Source organism: Caldimonas mangrovi, from assembly GCF_023721835.1.
Lineage (GTDB): Bacteria > Pseudomonadota > Gammaproteobacteria > Burkholderiales > Burkholderiaceae_C > Caldimonas > Caldimonas mangrovi.
In genome coordinates, this window is the sequence record NZ_JAMKFE010000016.1 from 101861 (window position 1) to 115470 (window position 13610).

The window sequence follows — 13610 nt, forward strand, 5'->3', positions numbered from 1 at the left end:
GCCCGCTTCAGAGCACCTTCACCAGGTAGCTCACCTTGTTGATCATGCCGCGCACGGCCGGGGTGTCTTCCAGCACCGACTCGCTATTCAGCTTGCGCAGGCCCAAGCCACGGATCGTGGCACGGTGAGATTCGCGCGTCCCGATCGGGCTGCGAACCAGTTTCACCTTCAGAGTTTTCTTGTCATCAGCCATGATGTCTGCTCCCGCTTCAGTTGAAGATCTCTTCAACCGTCTTGCCGCGCTTGGCTGCCACCTCTGCCGGGGTCGACAGCGACGTCAGCGCGTCCAGCGTGGCACGCACCATGTTGTAGGGGTTGGTCGAACCGTGGCTCTTGGCCACGATGTCGGTCACACCCATGACTTCGAACACCGCGCGCATCGGGCCGCCGGCAATGATGCCGTCACCCTGCTTGGCAGGCGCCATCAGCACGCGGGCCGCACCATGCTCGCCGTTCACCTTGTGGTGAATGGTGCCGTTCTTCAGGCTCACCTTGACCATGTTGCGGCGGGCCGCCTCCATGGCCTTCTGGACGGCGACCGGCACTTCGCGGGCCTTGCCCTTGCCCATGCCGATGCGGCCATCACCGTCGCCGACCACGGTCAGCGCGGCGAAACCGAGAATCCGGCCGCCCTTGACCACCTTGGTCACGCGGTTCACCGCGATCATCTTCTCGCGCAGACCGTCGTCGCGGCCTTCGTCAGCCACTTTGGGTTGAAACTTTGCCATTTCAGATTCCTTGAGGTCGTGCGCTTAGAACTGCAGGCCGCCTTCGCGGGCCGCCTCGGCGAGCGCCTTCACGCGGCCGTGGTACGCGAAGCCGGAGCGATCGAACGCCACCTTCTCGACGCCGGCGGCCTTGGCCTTCTCGGCGATGCGTTTGCCGACGATCTGCGCTGCGGTCACATTGCCGCCCTTGTTGGCGCCACCGAGTTGCTCGCGCACTTCCTTCTCGGCCGTCGAGGCGGTCGCCAGCACCTTGACGCCATCTTCTGAGATCAGGCTCGCGTAGATGTGCAGGTTCGAGCGGAACACCATCAGGCGCGCCACACGCAGCTCGGCGATCCGAGCCCGGGTCTGGCGGGAGCGGCGCAGGCGCTGTTCTTTCTTGGTCAACATCTGGCTGCTCCTTACTTCTTCTTGGTCTCTTTGAGGGAGACCTTCTCGTCCGAATAACGGATGCCTTTGCCCTTGTAGGGCTCGGGCGGGCGGATCGCGCGAACTTCAGCGGCGATCTGGCCCACCACCTGGCGGTCCGCACCCTTGATCACGATTTCGGTCTGGGTCGGGCACTCGACCTTGATGCCGGTCGGCATGTCCTTCACCACCGGGTGAGAAAAGCCGATCTGCAGGTTGAGCTTCTGGCCTTGGGCCTGGGCACGGTAGCCCACGCCCACCAGGTTCAGCTTGCGCTCGAAGCCCTTGCTCACGCCGTTGACCATGTTGGCCACCAACGCACGCATCGTGCCAGACATCGCATTCGCCTCGACCGACTCGTCGGCTGGCGTGAAGGTCAGCTTGCCACCTTCGTTCTTGACCGTGACCAGGCGGTTCACCGACTGCACCAGGGTGCCCAACGAACCCTTGACGCTGATCTGTTCAGCATTGATCGCCACATCCACACCTTGCGGGACGGCGACCGGCATTTTTCCAACGCGGGACATTTACTGGCCTCCCCTCATCAGGCGACGTAGCAGAGCACTTCGCCGCCGATACCGGCTTGACGTGCCTTGCGGTCGGTCATCACGCCCTTGGGCGTCGTCACGATCGCCACGCCCAGGCCGTTCATGACCTGGGGGATGTCGTTGCGGCCCTTGTAGATGCGCAGGCCGGGACGGCTCACACGCTCCAGGCGCTCGATCACCGGACGACCAGCGTAGTACTTCAGCGAGATCTCGAGTTGCGGCTTGGCTTCTTCGCCACGCACGGCGTAACTGTCGATGTAGCCCTCGTCCTTCAGGACCTGGGCGATCGCCACCTTCAGCTTGGAGGAGGGCATCGAAACGCTGGCCTTCTCAACGGTCTGCGCGTTGCGAATGCGGGTCAGCATATCGGCGATAGGATCACTCATGCTCATTGGATTTCTCCTGATCGTGCCGATTTACCAGCTGGCCTTGACGACACCCGGGATGTCGCCTTCGAAGGCCAATTCACGGATCTTGTTGCGACCCAGACCGAACTTGCGGAAGGTGCCGCGCGGACGCCCTGTCAGCCCGCAGCGGTTGCGCTGACGGGTCGGGTTCGCATTGCGCGGAAGCTTTTGCAGCTCGAGGCGGGCGAGATAACGCTCTTCGTCGGACTTCTTGGCGTCGTTGGCGACTGCCTTCAGCTCGGCGTACTTCTTGGCGTACTTGGCAGCCAGGTCGGCGCGCTTCTGTTCGCGCTGCTTCATCGAAACTTTAGCCACGTGCCACCTCAGTTCTTGAACGGGAAACGGAATTCCGACAGCAGCGCCTTGCACTCGTCGTCGGACTTCGCCGTCGTGGTGATGCTGATGTTCAGACCACGCAGAGCATCCACCTTGTCGTACTCGATCTCGGGGAAAATGATCTGCTCTTTGACGCCCACGTTGTAGTTGCCGCGACCATCGAACGAACGGCCTGAGATGCCGCGGAAGTCGCGCACGCGCGGCAGCGCGATCGTCACGAAGCGATCCAGGAATTCGTACATCTGGACGCCACGCAGCGTCACCATGCAGCCGATGGGCACGCCGTCACGGATCTTGAAGCCGGCGATGGCCTTGCGGGACTTGGTGACCACGGGCTTTTGGCCGGCGATCTTGGTGAGGTCGCCGACGGCGTTGTCCATCACCTTCTTGTCCGCCACCGCTTCGCTCACACCCATGTTGAGCGTGATCTTGGTGATGCGCGGCACCTCCATCACGGACTTGTAGCCGAACTTCTGCACCAGGTTCGGCACCACTTTTTCGCGGTAAAACTCTTGCAAACGAGCCATCTCGAACCTCTTATGCCTTGATCTCTTCGCCGTTCGACTTGAAGACGCGGACCTTCTTGCCATCAGCCAGGAGCTTGATGCCAACGCGGTCGGCCTTGCCGGTCGCCGGATTGAAGATCGCCACGTTCGACTGGTGGATGGGCATGGTCTTGTCGACGATGCCCCCGGTCGTGCCCTTCATCGGGTTGGGACGCACGTGCTTCTTGACGACGTTGACGCCATCGACCGTGACGTGGTCGGCATCGACGCGCTCGGCAACCTTGCCGCGCTTGCCCTTGTCGCGACCGGTCAACACGATGACCTCGTCGCCTTTACGAATCTTGTTCATGGCCTGTCCTCGCTCGCTGCTCAGAGCACTTCAGGGGCCAGCGACACGATCTTCATGAAGCGCTCGGTACGCAGTTCGCGCGTGACCGGGCCGAAGATACGGGTGCCGATGGGCTCCAGCTTGTTGTTCAGCAGCACCGCAGCGTTGCCGTCGAACTTGATCAGCGAGCCATCCTGGCGACGCACGCCCTTGGCGGTACGCACGACCACGGCGCTGTAGACCTCGCCCTTTTTGACGCGGCCGCGCGGCGCAGCTTCCTTGATGCTCACCTTGATGATGTCGCCGATGCCGGCGTAACGACGCTTGGAGCCGCCGAGCACCTTGATGCACATGACGGACTTCGCGCCAGTGTTGTCGGCGACATCGAGTCGCGATTGCATTTGAATCATTTAAGTCCCCAACTTTTCCCGCTTGAAACCTGTGCCCATCACAGGTCGCTGGCGCGGTCAGTCTTGGGCCCGTCTGACCGCGCCTGGCGATGAAGCCACGCACGGCCGCTTGGGCTGAAGCCGGCTCAACCAGGCCTGCGCCCGTAATGGACGAAGCCCACCCGAATTCCGGCGAAGCTGCGAATTATGAAGGAGGTCGCAAGCCCCTGTCAAGGGCTTGGACTCGCCGGCGATGATGTCGCCGAGTTATGCCTTCAACTGGCGCGCCTGCGCCAGCATCGTGTCGGCACCACTGACCTCGAACTTGCCCGGGGCCTCGACATTCAGCGTCTTGACGACGCCGTCGACCACCAGCATCGAATAGCGTTGTGAACGCACGCCCATGCCCTTGGCGCTCAGATCAAGCGTGAGGCCGGTGGCCCGAGCGAGGTCGCCGCTGCCGTCCGCCATCATGCGCACCTTGCCGGCTGTCTTCTGGTCGCGGCCCCAAGCCCCCATCACGAACGCGTCGTTGACGGACACGCACCAGATCTCGTCGATACCGGCGGCCTTCAGCTCGTCGGCCTTCTGCACATAGCCCGGCACGTGCTGGGCCGAGCAGGTGGGCGTGTACGCGCCGGGCAGCGCAAAGATCGCGATCGTCTTGCCGGCCGTGGCCTTCTCGATGTCGAACGCGTTCGGACCGAGCGAGCAGCCGTTGCCCTCGACCTCGATGAATTCGTACAGCGTGCCGGCCGGCAGCTTGTCTCCAACTTTCAGCATGCGCCCCTCCAGGTGTAGGCAAACAGAAAAGAAAAACGGTCGGGCGCCAGTATGGCGGACCGACCGTCGTTTCGCGTCGCGGCACAACGAGGCGCCACGTCGCGCGCGGGGGCTTCAAACCACCCGGGCCTTCTCGATCAGGCGCGTCACCACCCAGGACTTGGTCTTGGAGATCGGACGCCCTTCGGCGATCTCGACCAGGTCGCCCATCTTGTACTCGCCCTTTTCGTCGTGGGCGTGGTACTTGCGCGAGCGGGCCACGATCTTGCCGTAGAGCTCGTGCTTGACACGGTTCTCGACCAGCACAGTGACCGTCTTGGCGCGCTTGTCGCTCACCACGCGGCCGACGAAGGTGCGGGTGTTCTTTTCAGCGGCTTGAGCTTGCGTCATTTCGCGGCTCCTTTCTTCTTCTCGGCCAGGATGGTCTTGGCGCGAGCGATGTCGCGGCGGGTCTCACCCAGCGTGGCGGTATTGCTCAGCTGCTGGGTTGCCTTTTGCATGCGCAGACCGAAGTGGGCCTTGAGCAGGTCTTTGACTTCCTTCTCCAGGCCGGCGACGTCCTTGTTGCGCAGTTCAGATGCTTTCATCAGAGTTCTCCGAATGCGTCGTGTCAGGCGCCGATCTGGCGAGCCACGAAGATGGTGCGCAGCGGCAACTTGGCAGACGCGAGCTGGAAGGCTTCGCGAGCGAGCTGCTCGGGCACACCGTTGATTTCGTAGAGCACCTTGCCCGGCTGGATTTCAGCCACGTAGTACTCCGGATTGCCCTTGCCGTTACCCATGCGCACTTCAGCCGGCTTCTGCGAAATCGGCTTGTCAGGGAAGATGCGGATGAAGATGCGGCCACCGCGCTTGATATGGCGCGAAATGGCACGACGGGCAGCCTCGATCTGGCGGGCCGTGATGCGGCCGCGCTCGGTGGCCTTCAGGCCGAACTCGCCGAACGACACGTTCGTGCCGCGCGTGGCGATGCCGGTATTGCGGCCCTTCTGCTCTTTGCGGTACTTGCGACGAGCGGGTTGCAACATGCTTATTCTCCTTTCGCCTCGCCCGAGCCGGAGCCCGGGGTGGCGGCTTTGCGCACGCGCTTGACTGCGGGAGTCTTGGGCGCGTCGGTGGCCTCGGCCGGTTTGTCGCTGCCGTCGGCCGGCGCTTCATTGCGAGCACCGGCACGCACGCCAGGGCCGCCACGCGGGGGGCGACGGTCGCCGGACGGGCGGTCGCTGCGCGGGCCACGGCGATTGCGGCGGTCGTCTTCCGGGCGCTCGTCGGTCTTGGCTGCCGGCGCATCGCCGCGGCCCAAGGTGTCACCCTTGTAGACCCACACCTTGACGCCGATGACGCCATAGGTGGTCTTCGCTTCCGAGAAGCCGTAGTCGATGTCGGCGCGCAGCGTGTGCAGTGGCACACGGCCTTCGCGATACCACTCGGTACGCGCGATCTCGATGCCGTTCAGGCGGCCTGCGGACATGATCTTGATGCCCTGGGCGCCCAGACGCATGGCGTTCTGCATCGCGCGCTTCATCGCGCGGCGGAACATGATGCGCTTTTCCAGCTGCTGGGTGATCGAGTCGGCAATCAGTTGAGCATCGATTTCGGGCTTGCGCACTTCCTCGATGTTCACTGCCACCGGTACGCCCAGGCGACGGGTCAGTTCGGCCTTCAGGTTCTCGATGTCCTCGCCCTTCTTGCCGATCACGACGCCTGGACGGGCCGAGTAGATCGTGATGCGGGCGTTCTTGGCCGGACGCTCGATCAGGATGCGCGACACCGCGGCGTTCTTCAGCCGCGCCTTGAGGAATTCGCGCACCTGCAGGTCTTCTGCCAGCATCTGGCTGAAGTTGCGGTTCGACGCATACCAGCGCGACGCCCAGGCACGAGTGACGGGCAGCCGGAAGCCGGTCGGATGAATTTTCTGTCCCATATTCTTCCTGTCTGCCTATCAGTTGCCGACGGTGACGTAGATGTGGCAGGTCGGCTTGCTGATGCGGTTGCCGCGGCCCTTGGCGCGCGCGGTGAAACGCTTCAACGTGGTGCCTTGCTCCACATAGATCGTCTTGACTTTCAGTTCGTCAATGTCGGCGCCATCGTTGTGCTCGGCATTGGCGATGGCGGACTCGAGCGCCTTCTTGATGATCACGGCAGCTTTCTTCTGCGTGAACTCCAGGATGTTGAGCGCCTGGTCGACCTTCTTGCCGCGGATCAGGTCTGCCACGAGTCGACCCTTGTCGACCGACAGACGCACGCCGCGAACACTTGCACGGGTTTCCATGGTCACTCCTTACCGTTTCGCCTTCTTGTCCGCGGGGTGACCCTTGAACGTGCGGGTCAGCGCGAACTCGCCGAGCTTGTGGCCGACCATCTGGTCGGTCACGTAGACAGGGACGTGCTGCTTGCCGTTGTGCACGGCAATCGTCAGGCCGATGAACTCAGGCAGGATCGTCGAGCGGCGCGACCAGGTCTTGATCGGCTTCTTGTCCTTGTTGGCCGAAGCGGTCTCGACCTTGGACATGAGGTGGTGGTCCACGAACGGACCTTTTTTCAATGAACGAGCCATGACCTACCTCTTATTTCTTGCGACGCGACACGATCATGGTCTGCGTGCGCTTGTTGTTGCGAGTGCGATAGCCCTTGGTCAGCGTGTTCCACGGTGACACCGGAGCACGCGCCTCGCCGGTGCGGCCTTCGCCGCCGCCGTGCGGGTGATCCACCGGGTTCATCGCGACGCCGCGCACGGTCGGGCGGATGCCCTTCCAGCGGATGGCGCCGGCCTTGCCGTACTGACGCAGGCTGTGCTCTTCGTTCGACACCTCGCCGATGGTCGCGCGACAGTCGATGTGGATCCGGCGGACCTCACCCGAGCGCAGTCGAACCTGGGCGTACGTGCCTTCGCGAGCCATCAGCACCGCGGACGCTCCCGCCGAGCGGGCGATCTGGGCACCCTTGCCCGGCAGCATCTCGATGCAGTGGATGGTCGAGCCCACCGGGATGTTGCGGATCGGCAGCGTGTTGCCGGCCTTGATCGGGGCTTCGGCTCCGCTCAGCACGGTCGCGCCGATCTCCAGGCCACGGGGGGCGATGATGTAGCGACGCTCGCCGTCGGCGTAGCACACCAACGCGATGTGAGCCGTGCGGTTCGGGTCGTACTCGACACGCTCCACCTTCGCCGGGATGCCATCCTTGTTGCGGCGGAAATCGATCACGCGGTAGTGGTGCTTGTGCCCACCACCCTTGTGACGGGTGGTGATATGGCCGTTGTTGTTGCGGCCGGCATTCTGCTTCTGCGGCTCGAGCAGCGACGCTTCCGGCTTGCCCTTGTGCAGATGCTTGTGCACCACCTTCACCACGGCGCGACGGCCGGGCGACGTGGGTTTGAGTTTGACGACGGCCATTTAAGCAGCCTCCCCGGAGAAGTTGAGCTCCTGGCCTTCCTTCAGCGACACATAGGCCTTCTTGACGTGGTCACGTCGGCCGATGGTGCGGCCAAAGCGCTTGACCTTGCCCTTCTGGTTCACCACTTGCACGGCATTCACCTCGACCTTGAACATCAGTTCAACGGCCGCCTTGATTTCAGGCTTGGTGGCGTCGCGCAGGACCTTGAACAGCACCTGGTTGTGCTTCTCGCCGACCGACGTGGCCTTCTCGGACACGATCGGCGCAACGAGCACCTGCATCAGGCGGTTCTCATCGAATTTCAGAGTGCTCATGCCAGCATCTCCTTGAGCTGCTCCATCGCGGCCTTCGTCACGAGCACCTTCTTGTAGTGCACGAGCGACAGCGGATCGGCGTAGCGCGGCTCGACGACGAGCACGTTGGCCAGATTGCGCGAAGCGAGATAGAGGTTCTCGTCGACCTCGTCGGCGATCACCATGACGGAGTCCAGACCCATGGCCTTGAACTTCTGCGCCAGCACCTTGGTCTTGGGCGACTCGACCGTGAGGGAGTCGACCACGGCCAGGCGGCCTTCGCGCACCAGTTGCGAGAAGATGGCGGCCATGCCGGCACGGTACATCTTCTTGTTGACCTTCTGGGTGAAGTTCTCGTCGGGGCTGTTCGGGAAAATGCGACCGCCCCCGCGCCACAGCGGCGACGAGGTCATGCCCGCACGGGCGCGGCCGGTGCCCTTCTGGCGCCACGGCTTCTTGGTGGAGTGCTTGACGGTCGCGCGGTCCTTCTGGGCGCGCGTGCCCTGGCGGGCGTTGGCCTGATAGGCCACCACCACCTGGTGCACCAGCGCTTCGTTGTAGTCGCGGCCGAACACGGTGTCGGGCGCGTCGACCTTGGAAGCGGCCTGGCCCTGCTCGTTCAGGAGCTCGATCTGCATCACTGGGCTCCCTTCTTGACCTTGACCTTCACGGCCGGACGCACCACGACGTGGCCGCCCTTGGAGCCGGGAACGGCCCCCTTGACCAGCAGCAGCTGACGGGCTTCGTCAACGCGCACGATGTCGAGGTTCTGGGTGGTCACGGTTTCGTCGCCCATGTGGCCGGACATCTTCTTGCCCGGGAACACACGGCCCGGGTCCTGTGCCATGGAGATCGAGCCGGGCACGTTGTGCGAGCGGCTGTTACCGTGGGAGGCGCGCTGGGAAGCGAAGTTGTGGCGCTTGATGGTGCCGGCGAAGCCCTTGCCGATGGACGTGCCCTGCACGTCGACCATCTGGCCGGCGGCGAACATCGTCACGGGGAGGGTGGAGCCCGGCTTGTACTCGGCGGCCACTTCGGCGGGCACGCGGAATTCCTTGAGGAGTTCACCGGCCTCGACACCCGCTTTCGCAAGGTGGCCGGCTTCCGGCTTGGTGACGCGCGAAGCCTTGCGCACACCGAACGCCACCTGGATGGCGCTGTAGCCGTCGGTCTCAACGGTTTTGACCTGGGTCACGCGGTTGTTGGACACGTCCAGCACCGTCACGGGCACGGCGTCGCCGTCATCCGTGAAGATGCGCATCATGCCCACCTTGCGGCCCAGCAATCCGAGACGATTGCTAAGACTCATTGTTTTCTCCGATGCCCGACATCGATTGGCCGGGCTGACTGATTTGCAACAGGCCGCCGAGTTGCTCGAACGACCTGCCACCTAGAAACCACAAAGGCCCACCGAGGTGGGCACTTGCGGAAAAGCCTGGGATTATAGCAAGAGCGACCGTCGCCGCAACTCGAACAACCCTAGGCCGTTCTTGGTCGGCCGCTTACTGCAGCTTGATCTCGACGTCGACGCCGGCCGGCAGGTCCAGCTTCATCAGCGCGTCGACCGTCTTGTCGGTCGGGTCGACGATGTCCATCAGACGCTGGTGGGTGCGGATTTCGAACTGGTCGCGTGAGCTCTTGTTGACGTGCGGCGAGCGCAGGATGTCGAAACGCTGCAGGCGGGTCGGCAGGGGCACCGGGCCCTTGACGATCGCGCCGGTGCGCTTGGCGGTATCCACGATCTCGAGCGCCGACTGGTCGATCAGCTTGTAGTCGAACGCTTTCAGACGGATGCGGATCTTTTGCTTCTGCATGGTGCTTCCTAAAGAGCAGTGTTGCGGCCCCAAGGGCTGCAACGAAAACATGGTGTCCGAACGGGCGCTGTGGCCGCCGGGCCGCCCCAAGGCGACAGCGACCCCGTCGGGGGGTGGGTGACCAGCGCCGTCCAGGCGCCGGCACCCGGGGGCACCAACTCTTACTCGATGACCTTGGCGACGACGCCTGCGCCGACGGTGCGGCCGCCTTCACGGATGGCGAAGCGCAGGCCTTCTTCCATGGCGATCGGTGCGATCAGCTTGACGGTGATCGACACGTTGTCGCCCGGCATCACCATTTCCTTGTCCTTCGGCAGCTCCACCGCGCCGGTCACGTCCGTCGTACGGAAGTAGAACTGCGGGCGGTAGTTGTTGAAGAACGGCGTATGACGGCCGCCCTCTTCCTTGCTCAGCACGTACACCTCGGCCGTGAAGTGCGTGTGCGGCTTGATCGAGCCCGGCTTGCACAGCACCTGGCCGCGCTCCACGTCTTCGCGCTTGGTGCCGCGCAGCAAAATACCGACGTTGTCGCCCGCCTGGCCCTGGTCCAGCAGCTTGCGGAACATCTCCACGCCCGTGCAGGTCGTCTTCTGCGTGGCCTTGATGCCCACGATCTCGATTTCGTCACCCACCTTGACGATGCCGCGCTCGATACGGCCCGTCACCACCGTGCCCCGACCGGAGATCGAGAACACGTCTTCGACCGGCATCAGGAACGTGCCGTCCACCGCACGCTCGGGCGTCGGGATGTACGTGTCCAGCGCTTCGGCCAGCTTCATGATCGCCTGCTCGCCCAGCTCGCCCTTGTCGCCTTCCAGCGCCAGCTTGGCCGAACCCTTGATGATCGGGGTGTCGTCGCCGGGGAACTCGTACTTGCTCAGCAGCTCGCGCACTTCCATCTCGACCAGCTCGAGCAGCTCGGCGTCGTCCACCATGTCGCACTTGTTCAGGAACACGATGATGTACGGCACACCCACCTGACGCGCCAGCAGAATGTGCTCGCGCGTCTGCGGCATCGGGCCATCCGCGGCCGAGCACACCAGAATGGCACCGTCCATCTGCGCCGCACCGGTGATCATGTTCTTCACATAGTCCGCGTGCCCCGGGCAGTCCACGTGCGCGTAGTGACGGTTCGTCGTCTCGTACTCCACGTGCGCCGTGTTGATCGTGATGCCCCGCGCCTTCTCTTCCGGCGCCGCGTCGATCTGGTCGTACGCCTTCGCCTCGCCGCCGAACTTGCTCGACAGCACCGTCGTGATCGCCGCCGTCAGCGTCGTCTTGCCATGGTCCACGTGACCAATCGTCCCCACGTTCACGTGCGGCTTGGTACGCTCAAACTTGCCTTTTGCCATTTCTGCTCTCCAAGGAAAGAACAATTGCCCGTGTCGGTTTTACGTCTCCAGCACTGGCCTGCCACGGGCAGCAGGCCAACCGCAATGCGGCGCCAAAGACAAATCCAAACACCCTCGACGCCCTCCAGCTGACACCGCAGATCCGGCTCCGCCGGTCTGCTGGTGGCGCCCCTCGAAGGGGGCGGCCGCAGGCCGTAGGGGGTGAGCTTTATTTCCCGCGAGCGGTGATGATCGCGTCGGCCACGTTCTTCGGAGCTTCAGCGTAGTGCTTGAACTCCATCGTGTACGTGGCACGCCCCTGCGACATCGAACGCAGCGTCGTCGAGTAGCCGAACATCTCGGACAGCGGCACTTCAGCCTTGATGACCTTGCCGCCGCCAGGCATGTCGTCCATGCCTTGCACCATGCCGCGACGGGACGACAAATCACCCATCACCGAGCCGGCGTAGTCTTCCGGCGTCTCGACTTCGACGGCCATCATCGGCTCGAGGATCACCGGGCTGGCCTTGCGGCACCCGTCCTTGAAACCGATCGACGCGGCCATCTTGAACGCGTTTTCGTTCGAGTCCACCTCGTGGTACGAGCCGAAAGTCAGCGTGACCTTCACGTCGACCACCGGATAGCCCGCCAGCACGCCGTTGGGCAGCGTGTCTTCGAGACCCTTCTGCACCGCAGGGATGAATTCGCGCGGCACCACACCGCCCTTGATGGCGTCGACGAACTCGAAGCCCTTGCCCGGCTCGTTCGGCTCGATCTTCAGCACGACGTGGCCGTACTGACCCTTGCCGCCCGACTGGCGCACGAACTTGCCTTCGACATCGGAGACGGCCTTGCGGATCGTCTCGCGGTAGGCCACCTGCGGCTTGCCGACGTTGGCCTCGACACCGAACTCGCGCTTCATGCGGTCAACGATGATCTCGAGGTGCAACTCGCCCATGCCAGAGATGATGGTCTGGCCGGACTCTTCGTCGGTGCGCACGCGGAAGGACGGGTCTTCCTGAGCCAGACGGCCCAGCGCGGTGCCCATCTTTTCCTGGTCGGCCTTGGTCTTGGGCTCGACGGCCTGGGAGATCACGGGCTCCGGGAACACCATCTTCTCGAGGGTGATCACGGCATCCGGGTCGCACAGGGTCTCGCCGGTGGTAACTTCCTTCAGGCCGACGCAAGCGGCAATATCGCCCGCCAGGATTTCCTTGATTTCTTCACGCTGGTTGGCGTGCATCTGCAGGATCCGGCCGATGCGCTCTTTCTTGCCCTTGATCGGGTTGTAGACCGAGTCGCCCGACTTCAGCACGCCGGAGTACACGCGCACGAAGGTCAGCTGGCCGACATACGGGTCGGTCATCAGCTTGAACGCGAGCGCAGCGAACTTCTCGCTGTCGTCTGCCTTGCGGGTGACTTCCTTGTCGTCTTCGTCGTGGCCGCCCACCGGAGGGATGTCCACCGGTGACGGCAGGAAGTCGATCACTGCGTCGAGCATGCGTTGCACGCCCTTGTTCTTGAAGGCGGTGCCGCACAGCATGGGCTGGATTTCGGTCGCGATGGTGCGCTGCCGCAGACCCAGCTTGATCTCTTCTTCGGTCAGCTCGCCGGTCTCGAGGTACTTGTTCATCAGTTCCTCGGAAGCCTCGGCTGCGGCCTCGATCATGTTCTCGCGCCACTTCTGGCACTCTGCCTCGAGCTCGGACGGAATGGGGCCGTACTCGAATTTCATGCCTTGGCTGGCCTCGTCCCAGACGATGGATTTCATCTTGAACAGGTCGACCACGCCCTTGAAATCTTCCTCGGCGCCGATCGGCACGACGATGGGCACAGGGTTGGCCTTCAGCCGCGCCTTCATCTGGTCATAGACCTTGAAGAAGTTCGCGCCGGTACGGTCCATCTTGTTGACGAACGCGAGACGCGGCACCTTGTACTTGTTGGCTTGGCGCCACACGGTTTCCGACTGGGGCTGCACACCACCCACGGCGCAATACACCATGCAAGCGCCGTCCAGCACGCGCATCGAGCGCTCGACTTCGATGGTGAAGTCGACGTGCCCCGGGGTGTCGATGATGTTGAAGCGGTGCTCCGGATAGGACAGGTCCATGCCCTTCCAGAAGCAGGTCGTCGCAGCAGAGGTGATCGTGATGCCCCGCTCCTGCTCCTGCTCCATCCAGTCCATCGTGGCGGCGCCGTCGTGCACTTCACCGATCTTGTGGTTCACACCGGTGTAGTACAGGATGCGCTCGGTGGTCGTCGTCTTACCGGCGTCGATGTGAGCGGAGATACCAATGTTGCGGTAGCGCTCAATCGGGGTCTTGCGGGACATGATGTCACTCCAAAT

At 63.3% G+C, this 13610-nt stretch carries 23 protein-coding genes; all 23 read right to left on the minus strand.

The genetic code is table 11. The annotated features are described in order from the left end of the window. Positions 1 to 7: 7 nt before the first annotated feature. On the minus strand, positions 8 to 193 hold the full coding sequence (rpmD, locus tag M8A51_RS21610; RefSeq protein WP_251780614.1) for a 50S ribosomal protein L30: 186 nt from the start codon (positions 191 to 193) through the stop codon (positions 8 to 10). 16 nt (positions 194 to 209) lie between these two features. Next, positions 210 to 728, minus strand: a complete 519-nt coding sequence (gene rpsE / locus M8A51_RS21615; RefSeq protein WP_251780615.1) for a 30S ribosomal protein S5 — start codon at positions 726 to 728, stop codon at positions 210 to 212. A 24-nt stretch (positions 729 to 752) separates the two neighbouring features. Beyond that, positions 753 to 1118, minus strand: coding sequence for a 50S ribosomal protein L18 (gene rplR, locus M8A51_RS21620; RefSeq protein WP_251780616.1), 366 nt, complete (start codon positions 1116 to 1118; stop codon positions 753 to 755). Between the two features lie 11 nt (positions 1119 to 1129). Next, complete coding sequence (rplF, locus tag M8A51_RS21625; RefSeq protein WP_251780617.1) at positions 1130 to 1663, minus strand: 50S ribosomal protein L6; 534 nt, start codon at positions 1661 to 1663, stop codon at positions 1130 to 1132. A 17-nt stretch (positions 1664 to 1680) separates the two neighbouring features. Continuing rightward, complete coding sequence (rpsH, locus tag M8A51_RS21630; RefSeq protein WP_251780618.1) at positions 1681 to 2076, minus strand: 30S ribosomal protein S8; 396 nt, start codon at positions 2074 to 2076, stop codon at positions 1681 to 1683. A gap of 24 nt (positions 2077 to 2100) precedes the next feature. Further along, entirely contained in the window at positions 2101 to 2391 is a 291-nt protein-coding gene (gene rpsN, locus M8A51_RS21635) for a 30S ribosomal protein S14 (RefSeq protein ID WP_259372122.1), read from the minus strand. 23 nt (positions 2392 to 2414) lie between these two features. Then, on the minus strand, positions 2415 to 2954 hold the full coding sequence (gene rplE / locus M8A51_RS21640) for a 50S ribosomal protein L5 (protein ID WP_251780620.1): 540 nt from the start codon (positions 2952 to 2954) through the stop codon (positions 2415 to 2417). 10 nt (positions 2955 to 2964) lie between these two features. Then, positions 2965 to 3282 carry a 50S ribosomal protein L24 gene (gene rplX, locus M8A51_RS21645; protein ID WP_251780621.1) on the minus strand — a complete coding sequence of 106 codons (318 nt, stop codon included), beginning with the start codon at positions 3280 to 3282 and terminating at the stop codon, positions 2965 to 2967. Positions 3283 to 3302: 20 nt separating this feature from the next. Next, a complete protein-coding gene (gene rplN / locus M8A51_RS21650; protein WP_047196705.1) occupies positions 3303 to 3671 on the minus strand; it encodes a 50S ribosomal protein L14 in 369 nt (122 codons plus the stop codon). Between the two features lie 246 nt (positions 3672 to 3917). Next, positions 3918 to 4433: a peroxiredoxin gene (locus M8A51_RS21655; protein ID WP_251780622.1), complete on the minus strand. Its 516-nt coding sequence runs from the start codon at positions 4431 to 4433 to the stop codon at positions 3918 to 3920. 114 nt (positions 4434 to 4547) lie between these two features. Further along, positions 4548 to 4823: a 30S ribosomal protein S17 gene (rpsQ, locus tag M8A51_RS21660; protein ID WP_251780623.1), complete on the minus strand. Its 276-nt coding sequence runs from the start codon at positions 4821 to 4823 to the stop codon at positions 4548 to 4550. After that, positions 4820 to 5023: a 50S ribosomal protein L29 gene (gene rpmC / locus M8A51_RS21665; RefSeq protein WP_251780647.1), complete on the minus strand. Its 204-nt coding sequence runs from the start codon at positions 5021 to 5023 to the stop codon at positions 4820 to 4822. Before rpmC ends, rpsQ begins: the two co-directional genes overlap by 4 nt. Positions 5024 to 5043: 20 nt before the next feature. Then, complete coding sequence (gene rplP, locus M8A51_RS21670) at positions 5044 to 5460, minus strand: 50S ribosomal protein L16 (protein WP_251780624.1); 417 nt, start codon at positions 5458 to 5460, stop codon at positions 5044 to 5046. Positions 5461 to 5462: 2 nt separating this feature from the next. Then, positions 5463 to 6356, minus strand: a complete 894-nt coding sequence (rpsC, locus tag M8A51_RS21675; protein ID WP_251780625.1) for a 30S ribosomal protein S3 — start codon at positions 6354 to 6356, stop codon at positions 5463 to 5465. 18 nt (positions 6357 to 6374) lie between these two features. Next, positions 6375 to 6704 carry a 50S ribosomal protein L22 gene (rplV, locus tag M8A51_RS21680; RefSeq protein ID WP_251780626.1) on the minus strand — a complete coding sequence of 110 codons (330 nt, stop codon included), beginning with the start codon at positions 6702 to 6704 and terminating at the stop codon, positions 6375 to 6377. Positions 6705 to 6713: 9 nt separating this feature from the next. Further along, positions 6714 to 6989 (minus strand): 30S ribosomal protein S19, encoded by a 276-nt coding sequence (rpsS, locus tag M8A51_RS21685; protein ID WP_251780627.1) that lies wholly within the window; start codon positions 6987 to 6989, stop codon positions 6714 to 6716. A 10-nt stretch (positions 6990 to 6999) separates the two neighbouring features. Continuing rightward, positions 7000 to 7824 carry a 50S ribosomal protein L2 gene (gene rplB / locus M8A51_RS21690; protein WP_251780628.1) on the minus strand — a complete coding sequence of 275 codons (825 nt, stop codon included), beginning with the start codon at positions 7822 to 7824 and terminating at the stop codon, positions 7000 to 7002. Continuing rightward, positions 7825 to 8139: a 50S ribosomal protein L23 gene (gene rplW / locus M8A51_RS21695; protein ID WP_251780629.1), complete on the minus strand. Its 315-nt coding sequence runs from the start codon at positions 8137 to 8139 to the stop codon at positions 7825 to 7827. Continuing rightward, the gene (gene rplD, locus M8A51_RS21700) at positions 8136 to 8756 is read right to left on the minus strand and encodes a 50S ribosomal protein L4 (RefSeq protein WP_251780630.1); all 621 of its coding nucleotides are present in this window, start codon (positions 8754 to 8756) and stop codon (positions 8136 to 8138) included. The genes rplW and rplD overlap by 4 nt, the downstream gene beginning before the upstream one ends. Beyond that, positions 8756 to 9427 (minus strand): 50S ribosomal protein L3, encoded by a 672-nt coding sequence (rplC, locus tag M8A51_RS21705; RefSeq protein ID WP_251780631.1) that lies wholly within the window; start codon positions 9425 to 9427, stop codon positions 8756 to 8758. Before rplC ends, rplD begins: the two co-directional genes overlap by 1 nt. 193 nt (positions 9428 to 9620) lie before the next feature. Continuing rightward, positions 9621 to 9932 (minus strand): 30S ribosomal protein S10, encoded by a 312-nt coding sequence (rpsJ, locus tag M8A51_RS21710; protein ID WP_119156782.1) that lies wholly within the window; start codon positions 9930 to 9932, stop codon positions 9621 to 9623. A gap of 161 nt (positions 9933 to 10093) precedes the next feature. Then, positions 10094 to 11284: an elongation factor Tu gene (gene tuf, locus M8A51_RS21715; RefSeq protein ID WP_251780632.1), complete on the minus strand. Its 1191-nt coding sequence runs from the start codon at positions 11282 to 11284 to the stop codon at positions 10094 to 10096. A gap of 208 nt (positions 11285 to 11492) precedes the next feature. Further along, a complete protein-coding gene (fusA, locus tag M8A51_RS21720) occupies positions 11493 to 13595 on the minus strand; it encodes an elongation factor G (RefSeq protein ID WP_251780633.1) in 2103 nt (700 codons plus the stop codon). Positions 13596 to 13610: the final 15 nt, after the last annotated feature.